Genomic DNA, 20,611 nt, shown 5'->3' with positions numbered 1-20,611 from the left:
TAGTAAAAGCCTTTATTCTTAAAGCTCTTCTAAACTCATAACCCCATTCCAAGCTACTGGAACTTGGTAAGCACTAGCTTGCATACGTTGTAAAATTAATGAGTAATAATGACTAGGCTGTTGAAGATTTAGTTCCTCTAAACTTGCTTTAGCTAAGCTCCAATTACCTTGCAGATAAGCCTGAATGGCAACCTCATGCTGCTCAAAGCATACCTGATGCGTAGCTAACTCCATCTTTAAACCCAAAGGTTGATAGATCATCACCGAATCCTGCCGCCCACGTACACGTACATGATCTAACAAACGAAATTGAATAGCTGGACAAAGCGCTACCGTTTCTGAACTGACCAAAGTTTCGATTTGATAGTATTTGGTTAATTCTTGTAAGCGGGAAGCTAGATTGACCGCATCGCCTAGCACAGTATAGGCACGTCGATAAGTTGAACCCATATCACCGACTGTCATTTCGCCACTATGAATACCAATCCCAGCTTTCACGATGCCTTGAATCCCTAAGTCCTTAAAAGCAGGTTGGATGGTTTTAAGCGTTTTCTGCATAGCTAAGGCTGCTAAGACAGCGTGTTCAGCATGGGCATCATCCGGCAAAGGAGCACCCCAAAAGGCCATAATCATATCGCCTACATATTTATCAACGGTACCTTGATGCTGGAAAATAATTGAAGTTAGCGGGGTTAAATAGGCATTGAGGAAAGTTTGCACCTGAGTCGAGGAGAGCTGTTCTGCTAAGGGGGTGAATTGGCGAATATCTGAGAACAAGACGGTCATCGAGCGGCGTTCACTCTCCATACTAGTATTCAGTTGTTTATTCGCTAACAACTGATCAATATGCCCAGAAGGTACATATTGACCAAACATATCTCGAATTCGCTGCCGCTGCCGATGTTCAGTTAATAAACGTTCTAAGCCAAAAAACAGGCTCATCACTAGCACCAATAGTAACGGTGGCAGCAGAGGTGTATTCATTCGCCAATAAGTCCATAACCAGATATTCAAACTAGTCACTAACACAGCCAACGCGCCACCAAAAATAAGCATGCCATAGGGTTGTAGATGTGGATACAACCAGAGCATCGTTATACCTAATAACAGCATTTCTAAAACAATCGCTGCTTCCAACCAATCGGGGGTAACAGGAATAATCTCTGGATGCAATAAGGCATAAATTAAAGTGGCTTGCGCTTCTACTCCTGGAAAACTAGGTTGAAAAGGTGTCGAGCGTAAATCAGCTAAGCCCTTGGCAGAAGTGCCAATCAAAACAATCGCATCCATAAACTTATCTGCGACTGGCTGGCGGAGTATGTCCGTCGCTGCGACAAGTTCGAACTGCCCAGACTCACCTAAAAAGGGAATAATAATTTGCCCTGTAGGATCGGTGGGGATCACTTTACCGGCAAACTCAAGTTGACTGATGACCTCAAGCGTACCGACTCTTGCTGTAGTCAGTTTGATAGGCTGCTCATCTAACAAATACTGGCGTACTGTTTGCAAAGCTAAGCTTGGATAAAGTTGTTGTTTAAACTCAAGAACTAAAGGTGCAGACCGGATTACTCCATCATCATCAGGAAAAATATTCAAAAAACCAGTTTGAGCAGCTGCTGCAGCTAATTTAGGTAAATTAGCGGTTACCCCTAACATGACCAAGCTGGTAGGCAAGTTTTTAGAATTAACTTGCCAGTCAATCAGCACTGGTGTTAGCGTGCCTTTTTGAAAACTATCAGTTTGATGGAATAAATTACCCAAAATGACCGGTTTACCTTGCAAGGCCTTGGCTAAATGCTCATCACCATCTAATTGTTGATAATGAGCTAAGAGGCTAGGATCGATGGGTATTGACGCAGGTAACCGCTGTTTAATTTCGTCAAGGGGATGGAGCTCAGGCTCGGGGAAACTCATATCTAAAGCAATGACTGCAGCACCAGCAGCATTTAAATGTTCAATAAGTGTAGCTAGTTTGTAACGTGACCACGGCCATTGCCCTTCGATTTGCAAGCTCCGTTCGTCAATATCAACAATAAGAATAGGGGGATTAGTCTTTTGCGTCTGTTGCGTGGTTGAACGCATGCGCAAATCATACGCTAACGCCTCCATCCGTTGAAAGACTAAGGGCGCTATGGATAGATGCCCTAGATACATTAAACAAGCGCTTACTAGAATCGCAATACCCAAACCCAAGACATAGAGTTCTTGCCATCGCCACCAACGCTGCAACATAAGCCTATCAATGTTGGTTAAAGGGCTTAGTTTAACGATTTAGCAGGCTTAAACCTGTTAGTTATTCACGAATTCTGAACTGAACACTAACTACAACTCACTCACTGTATGATGATAACTCGGTGTGAGGTTGAGGCTAAGTTATAGATACAAAATCCGTTGATATATTAAGAAGTTCGGACTTTTCTAGACCATCCAAGTTTATTTTAAGATGAGAACCATTAATGAGTTTGTCTATCAATCAGTTAACTCTAGTAAAACCTAAGCTTCTTTGGGGACTTATTTTTTTTTCTGATCTCTGTTTTGCAGCTCAACCTTTACCTCTTGATGCCTTGCAGCAAGCGATAGCAACTGAGCAATATGCCCTTGCTTGGGAACAAGCAAAAAACTTAAAGGATCAACGCGAAGGTGATCCAGACTTTGACTTTCTGTATGGCTTAGCGGCTTTAGAAACAGGGCATTTTGAGTATGCTTTATTAGCTTTAAAACGCACTGTGGCCAATCAACCGGAGCAAGTACGCCCGCATTTAGAATTGGCACGTACTTATCTGGCCTTGCATAATCCCGACTCTGCCACCGTTGAATTTAAGACTGCCTTAGAGCTACCGATGCCCGCAAATGTGCGGCGCAATGTAGAACAACAACTACAGGCACTTACCACTGGTGAACAAGCCACTACTAATGGTAGTAGTGCTTGGCAAAGCTCAGCTAGCTTTGCTTTAGGGCATGACAATAATGTGAATCTAGGGGTGAACAATGCGAGTATCAACTTGCCGATTTTTGGGGAAGTCACCCTGGATCACTCCTCCATCAAACAAGACTCTAGTTTTAGTGAACTAAGCACCCAACTAAGCTATAACCAAGTGCAAACAGCTGAGCGTGCTTGGTTTGTCAATACTAGCTTTACTCACAAACACTATCCGCATGCTGTGGCTTATAGCACTAAAGACTTGAATCTAAATGTGGGTCAAGTATTTATGGATGGCAATCAGCGCTATCAACTAGGCATCAATTTGCAGGCTTTAAATTTACGTGAACAGAGTTATAGTCGCTCACAATCTTTGGAGGCTAGCATAAACTATAAACAAGACCCAGCGCATAGTTGGTTAGGTACTATCAGTTGGGGAAACACAGACTATCAACAAACCATCAATAAAAACCAGAATAACCAAACACTACAATTAAGCACTCAATATCAAATGAATACCCATCAGCTAGGTCAGCAAATTGGCTTTGTTGTTAGCCATGAAATACCAGAAAAGGACAAATTCAAATACCTAAACCGGGATGTAATCAGTTTAGGTTATGGTCTAACTAAAACCTGGAATTCGACCCAGACCAGCTCTATAGGCATCAATGCACAGCGCCGTGTTAATCAGGGCACTGATCTTACCTATCGAGCTAAACGCAAAGATAAGCGTCTTACCCTACAAATATCCCATCAAATTCAATTAAGCAGTAAAGCTAGCTTTTTTACCAATGCGGGTTATGTTAATAATGCGAGTAATCTAGACCTGTATGATTCAGAAAAAGCATTTATTAAAGCCGGCATTAATTATCAGTTTTAGTTTCAGGAGTGCCTACCCATGTTCAATCCATCTATCACCAGCTTTCTTTGCTTACTCCTGATTGCTCCTGCTGCTCTAGCCACTACGAATGAAAACCTAGGGATAACTTTATTAGCCAAAGGCAGTATTCAAGCAGAACGGTATGGCGCACAAACTGCAATTAAGCGTTTAAGCAATGTGTATCGCTCTGACATTATTCGTTCTGCTAAGGACTCCACTGCACAGTTTCGCATGGTGGATGATGCTTATATTGAGCTGTATGAAAACTCTGAATTGCGCTTAGAAAACTATCAGCTTAATGCCGATGGCAAGCATGGTAATGTTCTTATGGAATTACTTTCTGGCGGTTTACGCACCATTTCTGGCGCGATTGGGAAGCAAAATAAATCCGAATACCAACTCAAAACTCCAACCGCGACCATTGGGATTCGTGGAACTTTTTATGAAGTAGCGCTTGCTAAAGAAGGCATGTATTTAGCGGCATGGAAAGGTGGGATTACTGTCAAAACCTACTCAGGTGCTTGTGACTTGAGGATTGGTAGTGGGCAAGCAGCGAACTTTGCCTTTGTAAACCATAGCGGTCAATGCGAGCTTTTACAGGAAGCACCGCGCATTTTTACTGAAAAGAAAACTAAGCCACGCTCAAATGCAACTACCATCGCCATGTTGCCTAACGCAAGCTTTGAAAGCCAAGTATTAGTAAAACCTCGGGATGGTAATTTACCTGAAGAACCAGAGCTAGCGCGTAAAGCGATTATCATTACTCCCTCTAGTGCAGCTGTTAAAGGCTCTGCTAGTGAGGATGAGCAAGGCACGCCTACTTTAAAGCTCAAAAATGAGTATTTACATACAAGCATCGACCATGTAAAGCAAAACGAAAAACCCTTAAACCAGTTTGATGTGAAATGGGGACGTTGGGCTGATTACACGGCTCAATCAGGCAGCCCGATAACTAATCAACAAGGCTTGATGTGGATTTCTTATCAAGGCACACCTAAAACCATACTGGAACAGCGTAGTGGCTCAGCTACTTATAGCCATCTACTAGCAAGTTCTGCACAAAGTAGTATGGGTACAGTCAGTCAACTGAAAGTTGGGATGAATATTAATTTTGATAGTGGCAAAGTCACGAATGGTCAAATTAGTGCTAATGTCCCCAATCATACATGGCAAGGTCAATTTGATGGGCAGCTTAGCTCCGGTGACTTAAAACTAAACTTTCAAGGGGGTCAATTAACGAATGACACAACACATCATGCTAGCCAAGTTAATGGCTCAATTAGCGGTGATTTTGTTGGCAACTCTGGCCAAGGTATTGTCGGCGGATTCAATATGACGGATAGAACTAATGCAGCTAACAATATCAATGGCGCTTTTCTTATCCAACAGCCGGATGGCAACTAAACTTAGCTGAATAAACCCAAGGAGTCAGCCATGCCCAGTTTAAGCCGCACTGATTTTTTACAAGAAATGGCCAATAAAAGCCTAAGCATTACTCGTGCTAGCCAAGACTCTCGTTTGGCTGGCTTAAACTGGTCAAGCTTAGATTTGAACCGCAATGGCGTTATTAGTGGTACTGAATTTACCTATCTGTTTACAGCCTTAGATCGCTTTGATGTGAATGGTTCTTCACTCTCCTTAGATCTAGGCACGACTAATGCCCCTACGACGGTAGGAAAAATGGTAGCGGCGATTCGCGAATTGGTCACCACAACATCTACCCCCTCTGTTCCCCCGGTTAGTACGGGTAATCTAGCGGATCGAGCCTTAGCTAAAGCTTTTCCACGTGGGCTTACCAACAATTTAGCACGAGGCTCTAGTGGTACTAGTGTCGTAGCAGTGCAATATACTTTAGGACGCTTAGGTTTTTTGCGTAGCTTATGCGATGGTAGCTTTGGTGGTATGACCGAGCTAGCCTTAATTAACTTCCAAAATTCTAAAGCTTTAGCGGCAACGGGTATTGTCGATGCAACTACTTTAGCGGCTTTAGACCGAGCAGTGGTTAGTCTTGACCTGCGAGCACCGGCGGCTAAAGCAACTGATCCTTTGGCTTATTTATCCAATTTCCGTGGTTTAGGTTTACCTGTTCTAACGATTCGTAGCACAGCCGAAGTGTTTACTTGGGGTAGTCCAGAAATTCGGGCAGCTTTTGGGCAGTTCGTCGGTTTTTATTGGGAAGTGATGAAGCGCAATCGAGTAGAAGGCGACTGTAAAAATATTGCCCTCTTTTTTATGGATCAGTTCCGTAAACAACTGCGCGAAGATCGGATGATCACTCTGCCACATCCAGTCCTACGTAGTACCAGCGCTGAAAAGAAATGGATTATTGCCACTAGCGATAAAACTCAAGGTTTATTCAGCCGCGCCGACAAACTGCTGAGTAGTGAAGGTTTGCGCGTATCGCGGCCCGGTTATGGAGCAATCTTAAATGTACAAGCACTCGATTCACAGCATTCCATGCTGTATGGAGTGAATGTGCATTATCCCGAAATTAGCGCGGATCGTGTAGCTCAGTCTTGTACGCGTTTATTTGACTGGAGTTCTAATTATGACAATCGTGGCGATAGCTCCAAACCAGAGTTGCCTGTTGATCAACTGGTGGCAGGCAATATTATTTTCATCGACCATAGTGGTGATGGGAAATTCGATCATACCGTGACTGTAGTCAAAGTAGAAAAAGATACTGCGGGTCATACCCGTAAGATCGTGATGGCAGTGGGTTCTTATGATGATGTACGGGATGCTTCTTCAGCCACTAGTGTCGAGGGCGTGGGTCTGTCGATTGTGAATACCTATTCCGAAGAAGTAACAGTCGAACTGAATGACGTGGGGCGAATTACTAGCTCAGAGGTCACTTACTCTTCAGAACCGAGTTACATCGTGGATACTCGCTATAGTGCACGCACTACCCTAATGGAACAAAAAGGCGGTGGCAAATTAATAGTAGCTCGCTGGGGCTAGGCTGAGATAAAAAAGGGGCTTTAAGCCCCTTTCATTTTACTGATCAACTGACTAAGCGGCGACCACACTAATAACACCAAACCACCTGCGACAATTCCAATAAAGGTACTTAACAGGGTGGGTGTGATAGCACCCAAGAGATTACCTAGACCACTCACTTGACGTACAAACGCTGCCCCTCCCTCTAAAAACTCATGCGAATGGGGCAAGCCATGTGCCAAAATACTGCCCCCCACCATAAACATCGCTAAGGTACCGACAATCGATAAGGTCTTCATCAAAATTGGTGCAAAGGCTAGTAAACCGCGTCCCAAAGAGCGTTTAAATCCTGCCCATGTACTTTGAGCAGTATCTTTCAATAAGTGTAACCCCGCATCATCCAGTTTAACGATACCCGCTACTAAGCCATACACACCAATGGTCATAATCAAAGCAATCAGTGACACCACTAAGACTTGTGAGCTAAAGGGCGCATCTTTCACTGTGCCTAGGGCAATGACAATAATCTCTGCAGAGAGAATAAAATCGGTACGAATCGCACCCTTAATTTTGTCCTTCTCAAACTCAAGCATATCCACTGTAGGATCGGCTAACGCTTGCAGTTCTTCGTTATGGTGCTGCTCTTCTTCGGCATGATGGAAAACCTTGTGATAGATTTTTTCAAACCCTTCAAAGCACAGATAAGCGCCACCCAACATCAATAAGGGCGTAATTAGCCACGGCGCAATCGCACTAATCGCTAAAGCGGCTGGAACTAAAATGACTTTATTCCAGAACGAGCCTTTTGCCACTGCCCAGACAACTGGCAATTCACGCTCAGCAGTCACTCCTGCGACTTGCTGAGCATTCAAAGCTAAATCGTCACCTAAGACACCTGCCGTTTTCTTGGCAGCAACCTTGGTCATGACGGAAATATCATCTAAGATGGCAGCAATATCATCAAAAACAGCTAATAGACTGGCTCCCGCCATACTGACTCCGGAAATTTATACCTAAAACGTTTATTTAATAGCCGGTGCTGGGTTAGTTTGCAAATTATTAGGCTGATTGGCTGTACCTACTACGGGCTTAGCCTGCACTTTTAAAGCCTCATCAGCCCCATCACAGTAGCTCCAAGTCGCCTCCCAACGTGAAGGGAAATCTTTATCCAAGAATTTCACATTGAAACGCCCCCAATAGGAAGTCATCTGCCCATTAATGCCGGGGCGCTGAGTATCACAGGCTTTTTTCGAGGTATTTTTCGCCCAATAACCCGGATAGCTAGTGCGATTGCTATAAACTTTTGCTAGACCGAGTAGGTAAATCACTCCAGGCTCTTGCGGGCTACCATACGACCAAACTGCTGTGGGTCCCATTTCAGCCTCATATACAATCTGCCCTGAATTACTCTCCCAAACTTCATCAGCTTGCACACTACTGACCACAACTAAGCTAGCTAGTAAGCCTAAACACACCAAAATTTTATTACGCATTATCAACTCCAACTGGTTAACGGAATTTTCCACGCCCCAACCAACCGACTACGACCAGCGCAATCGTTAGCATAGGAATTAAGAACCAGTTGCCCCACCGAATATAGGGAGTAATGCCTTGCATAGGCTGGGCAAACTCTTCAACGACCACCTCTTGATATTGAGGCCCGGTGACGACGACTTTGCCTTTCTCATTAATAATCGCGCTGATACCATTATTGGTCGCCCGTAACAAATAGCGCCCTGTTTCAATCGCACGGAAACGAGCTATTTGCGCATGCTGAGCCGGTTCAATCGAACCAGTAAACCAGCCGTCATTGCTCACATTCACTAACATGGTCGCTTCCGGCAAGCCATCAATCATTTCCTCGCCATAAGCGTCTTCATAGCAAACGGACATACGCATGGGCTGTCCCGCAACCTGCAAATTAACTTTACCCTTCCAAGGAGCAACGTTCTCGTAAGGCAACATAATAAAATTCTCTAGCCAGCGGAGATATTCCAAGAAAGGGGTATATTCACTGAAAGGCACTAAATGACGCTTGCCATACACGTCTAAATCCCGCACCGACATAATCGCGTTATACATATGATCAGTAGATTGCTCATACTGAAAGCCCCCCATCAGCAAATCAGTTTCAGCCGTTTTGAAAGATTCTTGCAAAGGTTTTACTACATCATCCATCGAGCGCTGGAAAGTATCAAAAATAGCTGTTTCCGGCCAAATGATAATATGCGAACTGGTAATGCGTGGCTCCATCATATCAATATGCTTTTGGATATGCTGATTACGGAATTCAGGCAACCATTTTTCTTCTTGCGGAATATTGGCCTGAATCAGGCTCACGAACAGCTTTTCACCTACTGGCTGAGTCCAGTTAATGAAGCTTAAGCCATAGCCACCTACAAATAACAAAGCAAGTAAAGCGCCCGCATATATTTTTTGTAAGCGTTCACCAATGGTTATTAAAACTAAAGCACCTGCACCTACAGCCACTAACCAGCTAATCCCTAGGGAACCAAAAATGGGGGCATAATTAGCTAAGAAAGTATCGGTTTGACTATGGCCTAACTGTAGCCAAGGAAAACCTGTCAAGAACCAGCCACGAAACCATTCAGTCAGACACCAAGCGGCTGGAAATACCAGTAGCAGCTTCGACTCATTGGTTTGATAAGGAAAAAATGAGGCAATCAGACCAAACAGCATCAGCATCAAAGCGATGAGCACTACAAAGGCTGCAACCATCGCCGTTGAAAGAAAAATATTCGCTCCGCCAAAGTAGTGGATACTGAAATAAATCCAGTGTGCTCCCCCCGCAAAGAGTCCAATCCCAAACACCCAAGCAAGACGTAAGCGTTGCCAGCGTTGCAGAGGCTTCAGATTTAGCCAGAAGAATACAGCAGGTGTTAAGAAGGCAATCGGCCACCAAGCAAAGGGAGCAAAGGCAAAGACCGACACTAAACCAGCAAGGAAGGCTAACAAGTAGTCCCACCAAGAAATTTGGGCGCGAAACGACAACATGCAAGACGCTCAAAAGGAAAAGGCTGGATTATACCCCAGCCTTCTCCTTGTGCCATGCATTTTCTATGCTTTAAGCCAAAGCAACTACCGCATCCGGTAAGCCCAACGCAGTTTGTAAATCACTCAAATAGACACGCTCGGCTTCTTGGCTTTTATCTAATAACAGGGAAGAAACGAGATACAACTCTAAACCTGCCTGCTTATCCCCTTTGGCTAAAGCAGCGACTTCTTTCGCACCTAAAGGTTTAACTAAGGCATTCATCAACATGTCGTTGACATCTTGATCAATATGTAGCTCAGCCATTTTATTACGAATCGTAGCAAGCTCATGCTCATCAACTTGACCATCGGCTTTAGCCGCCGCCACCATTGCTTTTAACAACAGCTCACTGGAGAGCACAGGTTGCTTTTCAGGAGCAGGCAAAAGAGTCGGGCTTGGGTTATCCACAGTAGTTGTAGTGCTATTATCTGCCTGCCAGCGGTTATACATCTGATAAGCCAAACCACCTAAAGCTGCTAAGCTACCTACTTTTAAACCCACACCAGTGACTTTGCGCCCAGCACGAGTGCCTAATAATAGCGCTAACACCCCCGCAGCGGCTGCACCCGTTTTCATGCCGGAGAGCATTGAATCACGTTGACCGCCTTCTGCCGGAATACCCAATTTCTGCTCAGCCATCGTTTGGCCTTTTTGCGCCGTATCTTTGCCAGCCTTTAACAATTGCTCTAGTAAATTATTAATATCCATGCGTTCCTCTCGATTTACTCGGTAGTACTTGGGTTCAATTCTGTTTGAACCTCTAATAATAAAATGCGCCGACTATCACTTTCGAGAATGCGGAATAACACATCCTCCAAGACAACTTCCTCACCCATACTTGGGATTTTACCCATCGCATGCATGACTAAACCTGCCACTGTTTCATAATCTTCCAACACAAACTTGGTACCTAAGACTTCATTGAGTTCGCTCACAGTGGTCGTAGCGTCGACCAAATAGACATTGGGTGCTTGTTGACGAATATTCAAGTCCTCTTCGCCATCATGTTCATCATCAATATCCCCAACAATTTGCTCCAGCACATCCTCAAAGGTGACTAAGCCGGTCACACCTGCATATTCATCTAGCACGACCGCCATGTGACTACGGCTATTGCGAAACTCGGCTAATAAGCGATTAAGGCGCTGACTTTCCGGCACCAACAAAGCGGGGCGCACAATATCATTCATCGCGAAACTATCAGCGCGCCCAATATATTGGAGCAGATCTTTTGCAATCAGAATGCCAACCAGTTCATCCTTACTTTTATTCATGACTGGATAACGCGAATGCTCGGTTTCCGCAATCGCCGTCAGAATTTCAGGAAAGTTTGCATCATGCTCGATAAAACTGATTTGTGAACGCGGAATCATAATCTCCCGCACTTGACGACTACCAAACTCCAAAACACCTTGAATCATTTTAACTTCATCGGTGTGGAGAATATTTTTATCATTAGCCCGTTGTAAATCATCCATCAATTGGCTCGGTGTTTGCGAAGCCAGATCAAGATGATCAATTAGCCATTGTTTCCAACGTGGTCGTGGTTGGGAACTGGCTAGTTCATTGTTTTTCATGTTACCTATTCGTTAGATTCATAAGGATTGGGCATGCCCAATTGGTTTAAAATTGCAATTTCTCGTGCTTCCATAATGTCAGCTTCAACTTCACTGTCTTCGTGATCAAAGCCTTGTAAATGTAACAAGCCATGCACAATTAAATGTGCCCAATGATGCTGTACAGGCTTATTTTGCTCAGCGGCTTCGCGCTCCACCACTGGCAAACACAAAACTAAGTCGCCAAGATGGCCGAGTTCTTCTGCTTCTAAAAACTCTAATTCAAACTCAGAAGGCTCATAAGGGAAGGATAAAACATTGGTTGGATAGTCTTTATGCCGAAAACTTTGGTTCAACTCTAAGCCTTCCTCAGTGCCGACAATGCGAATCACCACACTGGCTTCGTTTTCATCCAACCAAGCAGCACGCGCCCATTGCTCGATTAAGTCATCAGCAGGAATCGAATGAAAGGCCTCTGGGTTTTGGATTTCGACCACTAAGCTCATGCATCACCTCGCTGATGATCATGGCGTTCATAAGCAGCCACAATCTTTTGCACTAGCTCATGACGCACCACATCTTGACCTTGGAACCAAGTAAAGCTAATCCCCGGTACCTCTTTGAGAATACCTAGAACATGCTTTAAACCCGAAGTTTGCTGGCGTGGTAAATCGACCTGAGTAATATCCCCAGTAATGACTGCACGTGAACCGAAACCTAAACGCGTGAGGAACATTTTCATTTGCTCAATCGTAGTATTTTGTGCCTCATCTAAAAGAATAAAGGCATCGTTTAAAGTCCGTCCGCGCATATAAGCTAATGGAGCCACTTCAATCACATTATGCTCAATCAGACGATTAACTTTTTCAATACCAAGCATCTCAAATAAGGCGTCATACATGGGGCGTAAATAAGGATCAATCTTTTGTGAGAGATCACCCGGTAAGAAACCCAACTTCTCGCCTGCCTCCACCGCTGGACGAACCAAGACTAAGCGTCGCACCTCATCCTGCTCTAAAGCCTCAACAGCACAAGCAACCGCTAACCAAGTCTTACCCGTACCGGCAGGGCCAACCCCAAAATTAACATCGTGATTTCGGATATTTTGCACATAACGGGCTTGAGAGAAGCCTTTTGGGCGAATATAACCACGTCGCGTGCGGATTTTAACATTATCCCCTGCATAAGCGATTTGCTCTAAATTCGCCTCCTGCATGAACAGATGTAATTTGCTGGGATTCAGTGTGGTGTGTACAGTTTCTGCATACAGATTGTGCAGTAGATTAATGGCTTTCTGGACAATATGGGGATGGCCAGTTACTGCAAATAGATGCCCACGATTACTGATTTCGACACCTAATCTAGCTTCAATTTGGCGTAAATGCTGATCAAACTGGCCACTGAGATTCATTAAGCGCTCGGTATTTACCGGATTAAGCTCAAAACGGACGGTGGCTAACTCACCTTCTTGAGCTTCTTGATTAACAGTAGTCAAACTAAAGTACTTTCCTAATTTTGAAAATTATCATTATAGCCTAATCTAGGGTGTCAGTATTCTCCTGAGAATAGATGACAACCATACGACGGATGGGAATATATCACGAATAATTATTATGCTAGAATGTAACCAAATGAAACAAACCATATGGGTTTCATAAGTCTTAGCCTTAAAAACATTACAATAATAGACGCTGAGGTTTTGCATGGAAACGTACTCCTTACACTATACCCCTAAAAATGGTTGGAGTGCTGTTTTTCCTGAAATTGACTCTCCACAAACCTTAGTTCTAATTTTTGGTCCAGCTAACTGGCAAGAGCATGGGTCTGCTATACAAGCCTTAATCACTCATTACTCTCAAGCCCTTCTTCTAGGTTGCTCAGGCTATGGCACTATTCAAGCTGGTGGAATTTTGGATGAAACCCTCACTGTCAATATTACCCGTTTTCAGAATACTTGCTTGCGCCTGACCAAATGCCCTATTCACGGTCAAGCGGATTCTTTTGCAGTCGGGCAAGCTTTAGCAGATGAGTTAATTGATCCTGATTTAAAAGCTGTATTGGTGTTTAGTGATGGCCTTAAAACCAATGGTGCCAAACTCAGTGAGGCGATGAATCACAAGCTCTCTCGTTCCGTAGTCATAGTAGGAGGCTTGGCAGGTGACTCACAACAATTTACTTCAACATGGACACTTGCTAATCAATTACCACAAAGCCAACAAGTGGTTGCTCTCGGTTTTTATGGCGAAACGATTCAGTTAAAAACTGCAGTACGTGTTGGCTGGAGTGCAATAGGTCCTGAACGACAAGTGACCCTTGCCAATGGTAATAAACTTTATACGCTAGACAATCGACCTGCTATGGAACTCTATAAGCAGTATTTAGGTAAACAGTCTACTAATCTGACTAAAAACAGTTTGCACTTTCCATTAGCGATTCGTCCTAAAAATAAGCCATATAGCCTGATCCGAACCCCGATGGTATTAGATGAGGCAACACAGACTCTGATTTTTGCAGGCGATATTCCCGAAAATAGCACTGCACAACTTGTCCATGTCAGTATAAGTACCTTAGTCAATGGAGCCTACGAAGCTAGTGCGCAATTAGCAGCGGCTATTAAAGATCATCAAGATCAGACGATGCTGGTACTAACTATTAGTTGTGGCGCACGGCGCGGTTTAATGGCAGAAGAAGCTGGCTTGGAGTTAACTGCCGTCTGCTCTAACTTACCTAAACATATCCAACAAATTGGCTATTACTCGTTTGGTGAACTGGCACCCCATCACGTCAGGCGGGAACCAGAAAATTCGCCTTATTGCAGTACCGGTGACTGTAGCACTTGCCTTGCTATCCCTAGTTATGGGTTATGCGAACTCCATAATCAAACTATTACCTTAACCGCCATTTACGAACAGGACGCTAGCTAAGATGCACTGAGCGTTTTGAGACGGAAACTATGACATCAGCACTCATTGAAAATAATCATAATAAACTTAATCCTGAAAATGAGTCTGGGCAGGCCATTAGCCACCGCCTTGCAGCTCAATTAAAGCGCTGTCAACTGACCACAAGTGATTTACCGACTAGCCAAGAACAATGGGCGAAACTTCTACATATTATTGATAGCACTTACACAAGCCATCATGAGGCTTATTATGTTTTAGAACGCTCCCTAGAAGTGTCTTCTCAAGAGATGAATACGCTTTATGAAAATTTAAAACAAGAAAGCGCTCAACGCATTGATGCTTTACATAAATCTGAGCAGAAGACCCGTTTCATGGCCAATATGAGCCATGAATTACGTACCCCTATTCATGGGGTGATGGGTTCTTTAGATGTCTTACGTGAAACCAAGTTAGACGAACGCCAAGCTACTTTCATTAACACGGCCTATAGCTCTTGTGAGGTGATGTTGGAATTGGTGAGTAATATTTTGGACTACTCAAAAATTCAATCTGGCCAGCTCAGTTTAGAGAAAATCGACTTTTCTCCGCGTGCTCTAGTCGAAGATATTGGGCAAATGATGGCTACGATGGCGCAGAAAAAGGATTTAAAGGTTTATTGTTACGCACCAGTAGATATTCCCGAGTTAGTGTTTGGCGATGTTGTGCGGATTCGTCAAGTACTAATGAATATAGCGAGCAATGCCATCAAATTCACTGAAAAAGGTGAAGTATTAATCAGCCTTGAAGTACGTGAAATCACTGAAAATGAGGCAAATTTAGTTTTTGAAATTCGAGATACAGGAATTGGTATTCCCAAAGCAATGCAGGAAAGTATTTTCGAATCTTTTGTGCAAGTAGATGGCAGTATTAATCGCCGTTACGGTGGTACAGGTCTAGGCCTAACTATTGTCAAAGAACTAGTCAATATCATGGCAGGAAGGGTTTGGTTAACGAGCATACCTGAGCAGGGTAGCCAATTCTGGGTAGAACTCAAATTACCTATTAAACCAGTAAACACGCTTGAAATTGACGATGACTATTTAGCAGGGCGATATGTTTTAGTCGTTGAAGACCAACAAACTCATCAAACTATTCTAAAAAACTATTTAAAAGCATGGCATGCTAGGCCCATCATTGCCAATAATGGCATGGAGGCTCTACAAATGCTCCGCAATAGTATTGCTTTGAATGAACCTTTCTCAGCCATTATCTTAGAGCGCTTACTACCTGAAATGGATGGTAAAACCTTGGCACGCTCTATTCGTACTGATCGGCATTATGACCGCCTACCACTGATTATGCTTAGCTCTCAGGACTTAGATAAAGCTGAACAACATGAGAATGGAGTCAATGCCTGCATTTGCACCCCACTCAAAGCCAAAGCATTAAAAACTTTACTTATTCAACAAATTCGCCACAAAGCCAGCTTAACCCCTAATCAAGCAGCTTTTTTACAGCAAGATCAAAACATTCAAGATACCCATCAGGCACCTGCCATCTTGCTAGCTGAAGATAATCCAATTAACGCGTTAATCGCCACGACTATGTTAGAAGGTTTGCCCTATCGGATTGATCAAGTTAGCAATGGCAAAGAAGCCTTCTATAAGGCTACTCATTATCCTTATCATTTAATTCTGATGGATATTAATATGCCAGATATGGATGGTTTTAGTGCTACCCAAGCATTACGCGAATGGGAACAAGCTAATGGTCTAGCCAGCGTTCCGATTATTGCGCTCACTGCTAATGCTTTAAAAGATGATCGCGAAAAGTGCTTAGCAGCTGGCTTAAATGATTATTTAGCTAAACCCGTAAAAAAAGATGAAATACTCAAAACTGTCAATCATTGGCTAAAACTATCGCCCTTGAATAAGCAGCTTAGTAGTAAGCTATTGATTGAGATGTTTTAAGCATATTTACCGCTAATTTTGCCAAACTTATGCATCTGAAAGCTTCTTTCCTGTGAAAAAGTTAATTCTTAGCTTTTTCATAACAAAATAAGGATTGAGAAAAACACCAAAGGAGTCAAGAGTAGGAGATATAGCTGAATAAGTAATTTTACCCGACTATTACCCACATAGACGGTTCATTTACCTGTTTATATACCTAGCCTACTAAATAGTATCTAGCCTAAGTTAATTTAACTAGAAATAAAAAAGCCCTGAAACTGTTAGATTTCAAGGCTTTATATAGATAGGTACTAGATGAATCTAGATTTCTACGTGGTGCCGAGGGCGAGACTCGAACTCGCACACTGTTACCAGCGGCGGATTTTGAATCCGCTGCGTCTACCAATTCCGCCACCCCGGCAAGGTGTAGAGGCGCGTATTCTACCAAGTTTTTGCGATTTGGAAAGTATTTTTATGCAGTGTTATCATGTATACATGAAACTTAGCGATTTTGATTATCAACTCCCTCCCGAATTAATTGCCTATGCACCGCTGACTGAGCGCAGTAGTAGCCGCTTATTAGTGGTTGAGGAGGCAGCTAACCCTTTCACTGATAAGTATTTTTATGAGTTAGATCAATTCCTAACTGCAGGCGACCTGTTGGTTTTTAACAATACAAAAGTGATACCAGCCCGCTTATATGGAAAAAAAGCCAGTGGTGGGAAACTTGAAGTTCTGATTGAGCGGGTTCAGAACGCTCAACAGGCCTTAGCACATATTCGTGCTAGCAAAGCACCGAAAGTAGGCACAATCCTAGAGCTGGAAAGTGCTTTTCAAGCGACTGTATTAGGACGTGAAGGAGAATTCTTTCAGCTAGCGATTTCGCCTGAACAAAACTGGTTTGAGCTACTTGATAAACACGGGCATATCCCGCTACCACCGTATATAGAACGTCCTGATCTTGTTTCAGATCGTGAGCGCTACCAAACCGTGTATGCGCAAAAATTAGGTGCGGTAGCAGCACCAACAGCAGGCTTACATTTCGACCAGAATTTATTGGCTAAACTTATTGAACAAGGTATTGAAACTACGACCGTTACCTTGCATGTGGGTGCTGGTACTTTTCAGCCAGTGCGCACTGAGAACCTATCAGAGCATAGGATGCATGCTGAATATGTAGAGGTAACTGAAGAGGCTTGTGAGGCAATTCGCGCTTGTAAAGCTCGAGGTGGACGGGTGATTGCAGTGGGTACTACGTCTGTACGTAGTTTGGAAACTGCTGCGCAAAGCGGTGAAATTCACCCCTACACTGGTGATACTCGCTTATTTATTCAATTAGGATACGAATTTAAGGTCGTTGATGTATTAATTACTAATTTTCATCTACCCCAGTCGACTTTATTAATTTTAGTTTCTGCCTTTGCGGGCTACGAGACCATTCAACAAGCTTACCAGCACGCTATCAAAGGAGGGTATCGTTTCTTTAGCTATGGGGATGCTATGCTACTCACACGCCAGAAAAATAGCCGTTTAACTGTTTAAAAGTAGGCTTTATCAATGGTTTTTATGTGACTTTTTTACAACATATAGTATCCTACATGTTGCGGAAAAATCATGATTTGAGCATCCATTTTCTAATCATGAGGTACACTTTTACAGTGTTGGGTTGAAGTGTCATCCTACGTACCATCCCCTTAGGTGGTTTTTAAGCTGAGCGAAGATAAAGACTCTCCAAGCTAGCGGCCAAGTCTTTTTCATCGGAGGAAACATGGACAAGCAATTACTTAAAAAAATTCTTCCTGCCATGATGGCAGGTGCCTTTCTATTAACTGCTTCGGTACAAGCCTTAGCAGCACCCTTAACCTTACCAGCAGACAGCTCAAAGATTTACCAAGTCAAAGGTAGAACACCGGGTAATGTCTTAAAAATGTACAAAAAACCAGGAGCGGAGATTTTAGTAAATATCCCGCATAACGCGACCTGGATTGTACGCCGTAATGCCCAACAATTAGTTGGTGATGTTCTGTGGGAAAAAATTAGCTGGGACGATATGACTGGTTGGGTTGAATCCAGTTCTTTGGCTTATGATGCTGAGTCGACCAGTATTGCTGCTGCGCGCCGTGCTTGCTTAGCTGACCCCAAAGTTCCACAAGATCAAAAGGTTTGCTGTGGTTATCCTGAAAAAGCGAAAGGCTTACCTTTCCGCTCAGTACCTATTTACTCAGTTCGTGGCTTAACCCCCGGCCAAAGCTTAATGATGTATGTTGAAGAAGGTTCGAAATCAGCCATCGCGGTTGAAATTCCCCACAATGGCACTTGGATCACCAAGATCGGCAAAGTAGCTAAAGGTGGCGATGTTTCCTTCGAATTAGTACGTTGGGCCGGCCAAAATGGCTGGGTCAATTCAGCTTACTTAGCAGAAGATCCTGCCAAAACAAAAGAAGGTGATGATAAGCGCCGTTTATGCAGTGGTGGTAAAGAATTATTGCCAGCTGCTTCCTCTGACATCGTGTGCCTACCAGCCTCAGTCATTCGCCGTTTACGTGAATCTGGCGCTTTATCTGACGAGGTTCTACAAAAACTGGCACAACAACCTTCAAAGAAAAATTAAGTTTTTAGCTAAGCTTTAAACTAGAAAGGCATCCTGTTGGGATGCCTTTTGTATGCTAACTACAGATTTTAGAATTGATGCTTTTCACAAGCATTTAGGGTATTGCGCATCAACATGGCTACAGTCATTGGCCCCACGCCACCTGGTACAGGTGTGATCCAAGCAACTTTATCTTTCGCTGCCTCATAATCCACATCGCCCGATAGACGACCTGACTCTAAGCGATTAATACCTACGTCAATCACCACTGCCCCAGGTTTCAGCCATTCAGCTTTGACAAAACCGGGCTTACCAATCGCCACCACTACAATATCTGCTTGAGCAATTAGCTCAGGGGTATTCGGCGTAAAGCGATGGCACACTGTGACGGTCGCACCGACTAATAACAACTCTAAAGCCATTGGGCGGCCAACAATATTAGAGGCACCGACCACCACTGCATGCTTACCCAAGCAGTTAATCCCTTCGGATTCGAGTAAGCGCATTACCCCATAAGGTGTACAAGGACGCAAACCAGGAATACGTAAGGTCAAGCGCCCAACATTCGTCGGATGAAAACCATCCACATCTTTACCAGGATCAATTCGTTCAATCACTAAGGATGTATCAATATGCTCAGGCAAAGGTAGTTGAATCAAAATACCATCCACAGTGTGATCATTATTAAGACGATCAACAATCTTTAAGAGTTCGAACTGGGTGGTCTCGGCAGGTAAATCATAAGAGCGTGAAATAATACCAACTTCATCACAAGCACGGCGCTTGTTACTAACATAAACATGCGAGGCAGGATCGTTACCGATTAAAATAACAGCCAAACCGGGTGGACGTTTACCCTGTGCTATCCGCTCTGCAACTCTATCTTTGACTTCTTGGCGAACTTGAGCAGCCACCTGTTTGCCATCAATTATCTTTGCAACCATCTTCCGTCCTCTGCACACAAAGAACAGCATCTTCGCATGTCTTAATGGCTGCTGTCACTGCCCATACAAATGGCGTTTCAAACCACTCCCATTGAGAATAATCGTGCTGATTTCCTCAATAGAAATATTGGTCGTATCAATATAGGGAATATTCAGTTGCTTATAGAGCTTCTCTTGCCAATCAAGCTCTTGCTCGCATTGCGCCATTGAAGCATAACGACTATTTGGACGGCGCTCTTGGCGGATCAGATGCAACTGCTCCACACTCAAAGTTAAGCCAAACAGCTTATGCTTATACGGTTCCAAAATTTTGGGCAAACGCAAAGCATCCATATCCTCTTCAGTGAGCGGGTAATTAGCAGCCGAAATCCCATATTGCAGGGCTAAATATAAACAGGTCGGCGTTTTGCCAGAGCGGGAAACCCCCACCAGAATAATATCCGCCCCATTAAAGTTCTTTGCTGATACACCATCGTCGTTGGTTAGCGTGTAATTAATCGCAGCAATCCGATTAAAGTAGGAAGAATTATTTTGCAATCCATGTGAACGTCCCACTGCATGCGCTGAAGGCTGCTGTAGCTCTTGCTCCATCGAACCAATGAAGGTACCAAAGAAATCATAAATCATGCAGTTGGCTTGAGCTATGACTGCCCGAATACCATCATCCACTAAAGTACTAAAAACCAAAGGCCGACAACCATCACGCTCAGCCGCTGCATTAATGCGCGCCGCTAAATCATTCGCCTTGGTTAGAGAGTCCAAGAAAGGGACATTGATCTTATTCCAATCAATGCCATCAAATTGGGTCAGTAAACTGTGACCCAAAGTTTCTGCGGTAATGCCAGTACGGTCAGACAAATAGTAAACCGTGCGTTTTTGCCTGCTCATACTGTAC

At 43.7% G+C, this 20,611-nt stretch carries 17 protein-coding genes and 1 tRNA gene; 7 read left to right on the top strand and 11 right to left on the bottom strand.

Annotated elements, in window-relative coordinates:
- Positions 1-18 precede the first annotated feature (18 nt).
- The gene (locus Q0230_RS13290) at positions 19-2,232 is read right to left on the bottom strand and encodes a CHASE2 domain-containing protein (RefSeq protein WP_298610637.1); all 2,214 of its coding nucleotides are present in this window, start codon (positions 2,230-2,232) and stop codon (positions 19-21) included.
- Positions 2,233-2,456: 224 nt separating this feature from the next.
- Here Q0230_RS13290 and Q0230_RS13285 point away from each other — a divergent pair, with 224 nt between their 5' ends.
- From Q0230_RS13285 to Q0230_RS13275, 3 genes are read left to right on the top strand one after another with little or no spacing between them, the layout of a single operon-like run.
- Positions 2,457-3,800, top strand: a complete 1,344-nt coding sequence (locus Q0230_RS13285; RefSeq protein ID WP_298610636.1) for a hypothetical protein — start codon at positions 2,457-2,459, stop codon at positions 3,798-3,800.
- 18 nt (positions 3,801-3,818) lie between these two features.
- On the top strand, positions 3,819-5,204 hold the full coding sequence (locus Q0230_RS13280; RefSeq protein WP_298610635.1) for a FecR family protein: 1,386 nt from the start codon (positions 3,819-3,821) through the stop codon (positions 5,202-5,204).
- Between the two features lie 30 nt (positions 5,205-5,234).
- Complete coding sequence (locus tag Q0230_RS13275) at positions 5,235-6,761, top strand: peptidoglycan-binding domain-containing protein (RefSeq protein WP_298610634.1); 1,527 nt, start codon at positions 5,235-5,237, stop codon at positions 6,759-6,761.
- 20 nt (positions 6,762-6,781) lie between these two features.
- Here Q0230_RS13275 and Q0230_RS13270 read toward each other — a convergent pair whose 3' ends face one another.
- From Q0230_RS13270 to Q0230_RS13240, 7 genes are all read right to left on the bottom strand, one after another.
- Positions 6,782-7,732, bottom strand: a complete 951-nt coding sequence (locus Q0230_RS13270; RefSeq protein ID WP_298610633.1) for a DUF808 domain-containing protein — start codon at positions 7,730-7,732, stop codon at positions 6,782-6,784.
- 30 nt (positions 7,733-7,762) lie between these two features.
- Positions 7,763-8,233 carry a hypothetical protein gene (locus Q0230_RS13265; protein WP_298610632.1) on the bottom strand — a complete coding sequence of 157 codons (471 nt, stop codon included), beginning with the start codon at positions 8,231-8,233 and terminating at the stop codon, positions 7,763-7,765.
- Between the two features lie 16 nt (positions 8,234-8,249).
- On the bottom strand, positions 8,250-9,755 hold the full coding sequence (lnt, locus tag Q0230_RS13260; protein ID WP_298610631.1) for an apolipoprotein N-acyltransferase: 1,506 nt from the start codon (positions 9,753-9,755) through the stop codon (positions 8,250-8,252).
- Between the two features lie 70 nt (positions 9,756-9,825).
- Positions 9,826-10,503, bottom strand: a complete 678-nt coding sequence (locus Q0230_RS13255; RefSeq protein WP_298610630.1) for a DUF533 domain-containing protein — start codon at positions 10,501-10,503, stop codon at positions 9,826-9,828.
- A 14-nt stretch (positions 10,504-10,517) separates the two neighbouring features.
- Positions 10,518-11,372 (bottom strand): HlyC/CorC family transporter, encoded by an 855-nt coding sequence (locus Q0230_RS13250; protein ID WP_298610629.1) that lies wholly within the window; start codon positions 11,370-11,372, stop codon positions 10,518-10,520.
- 5 nt (positions 11,373-11,377) lie between these two features.
- A complete protein-coding gene (ybeY, locus tag Q0230_RS13245; RefSeq protein WP_298610628.1) occupies positions 11,378-11,857 on the bottom strand; it encodes an rRNA maturation RNase YbeY in 480 nt (159 codons plus the stop codon).
- Positions 11,854-12,762 carry a PhoH family protein gene (locus tag Q0230_RS13240; RefSeq protein WP_298610860.1) on the bottom strand — a complete coding sequence of 303 codons (909 nt, stop codon included), beginning with the start codon at positions 12,760-12,762 and terminating at the stop codon, positions 11,854-11,856. Before Q0230_RS13240 ends, ybeY begins: the two co-directional genes overlap by 4 nt.
- Positions 12,763-13,054: 292 nt before the next feature.
- On the opposite strand from Q0230_RS13240, the gene Q0230_RS13235 reads away from it, so the two are divergent.
- Positions 13,055-14,275 carry an FIST signal transduction protein gene (locus tag Q0230_RS13235; RefSeq protein WP_298610627.1) on the top strand — a complete coding sequence of 407 codons (1,221 nt, stop codon included), beginning with the start codon at positions 13,055-13,057 and terminating at the stop codon, positions 14,273-14,275.
- 29 nt (positions 14,276-14,304) lie between these two features.
- Positions 14,305-16,203: a response regulator gene (locus tag Q0230_RS13230; RefSeq protein ID WP_298610626.1), complete on the top strand. Its 1,899-nt coding sequence runs from the start codon at positions 14,305-14,307 to the stop codon at positions 16,201-16,203.
- A gap of 313 nt (positions 16,204-16,516) precedes the next feature.
- Here Q0230_RS13230 and Q0230_RS13225 read toward each other — a convergent pair.
- Positions 16,517-16,603 (bottom strand) — tRNA-Leu (locus Q0230_RS13225).
- Between the two features lie 74 nt (positions 16,604-16,677).
- Between Q0230_RS13225 and queA the strand changes: the two genes are divergently transcribed.
- Both queA and Q0230_RS13215 read left to right on the top strand, forming a co-directional pair.
- Complete coding sequence (gene queA, locus Q0230_RS13220; RefSeq protein WP_298610625.1) at positions 16,678-17,724, top strand: tRNA preQ1(34) S-adenosylmethionine ribosyltransferase-isomerase QueA; 1,047 nt, start codon at positions 16,678-16,680, stop codon at positions 17,722-17,724.
- A gap of 226 nt (positions 17,725-17,950) precedes the next feature.
- Positions 17,951-18,793 (top strand): hypothetical protein, encoded by an 843-nt coding sequence (locus Q0230_RS13215; protein ID WP_298610624.1) that lies wholly within the window; start codon positions 17,951-17,953, stop codon positions 18,791-18,793.
- 68 nt (positions 18,794-18,861) lie between these two features.
- Here the strand turns inward: Q0230_RS13215 and folD are convergent, their stop codons facing one another.
- Positions 18,862-19,716 (bottom strand): bifunctional methylenetetrahydrofolate dehydrogenase/methenyltetrahydrofolate cyclohydrolase FolD, encoded by an 855-nt coding sequence (folD, locus tag Q0230_RS13210; RefSeq protein WP_298610623.1) that lies wholly within the window; start codon positions 19,714-19,716, stop codon positions 18,862-18,864.
- Between the two features lie 54 nt (positions 19,717-19,770).
- Complete coding sequence (locus Q0230_RS13205; protein ID WP_298610622.1) at positions 19,771-20,604, bottom strand: pyruvate, water dikinase regulatory protein; 834 nt, start codon at positions 20,602-20,604, stop codon at positions 19,771-19,773.
- Positions 20,605-20,611 lie beyond the last annotated feature (7 nt).

Source organism: uncultured Thiothrix sp. (genome assembly GCF_937876535.1).
In the GTDB taxonomy this organism is placed as follows: Bacteria; Pseudomonadota; Gammaproteobacteria; order Thiotrichales; family Thiotrichaceae; genus Thiolinea.
The sequence above is the reverse complement of the archived record's forward strand: the minus strand, read 5'-3'. Positions and strand labels throughout refer to the sequence as shown.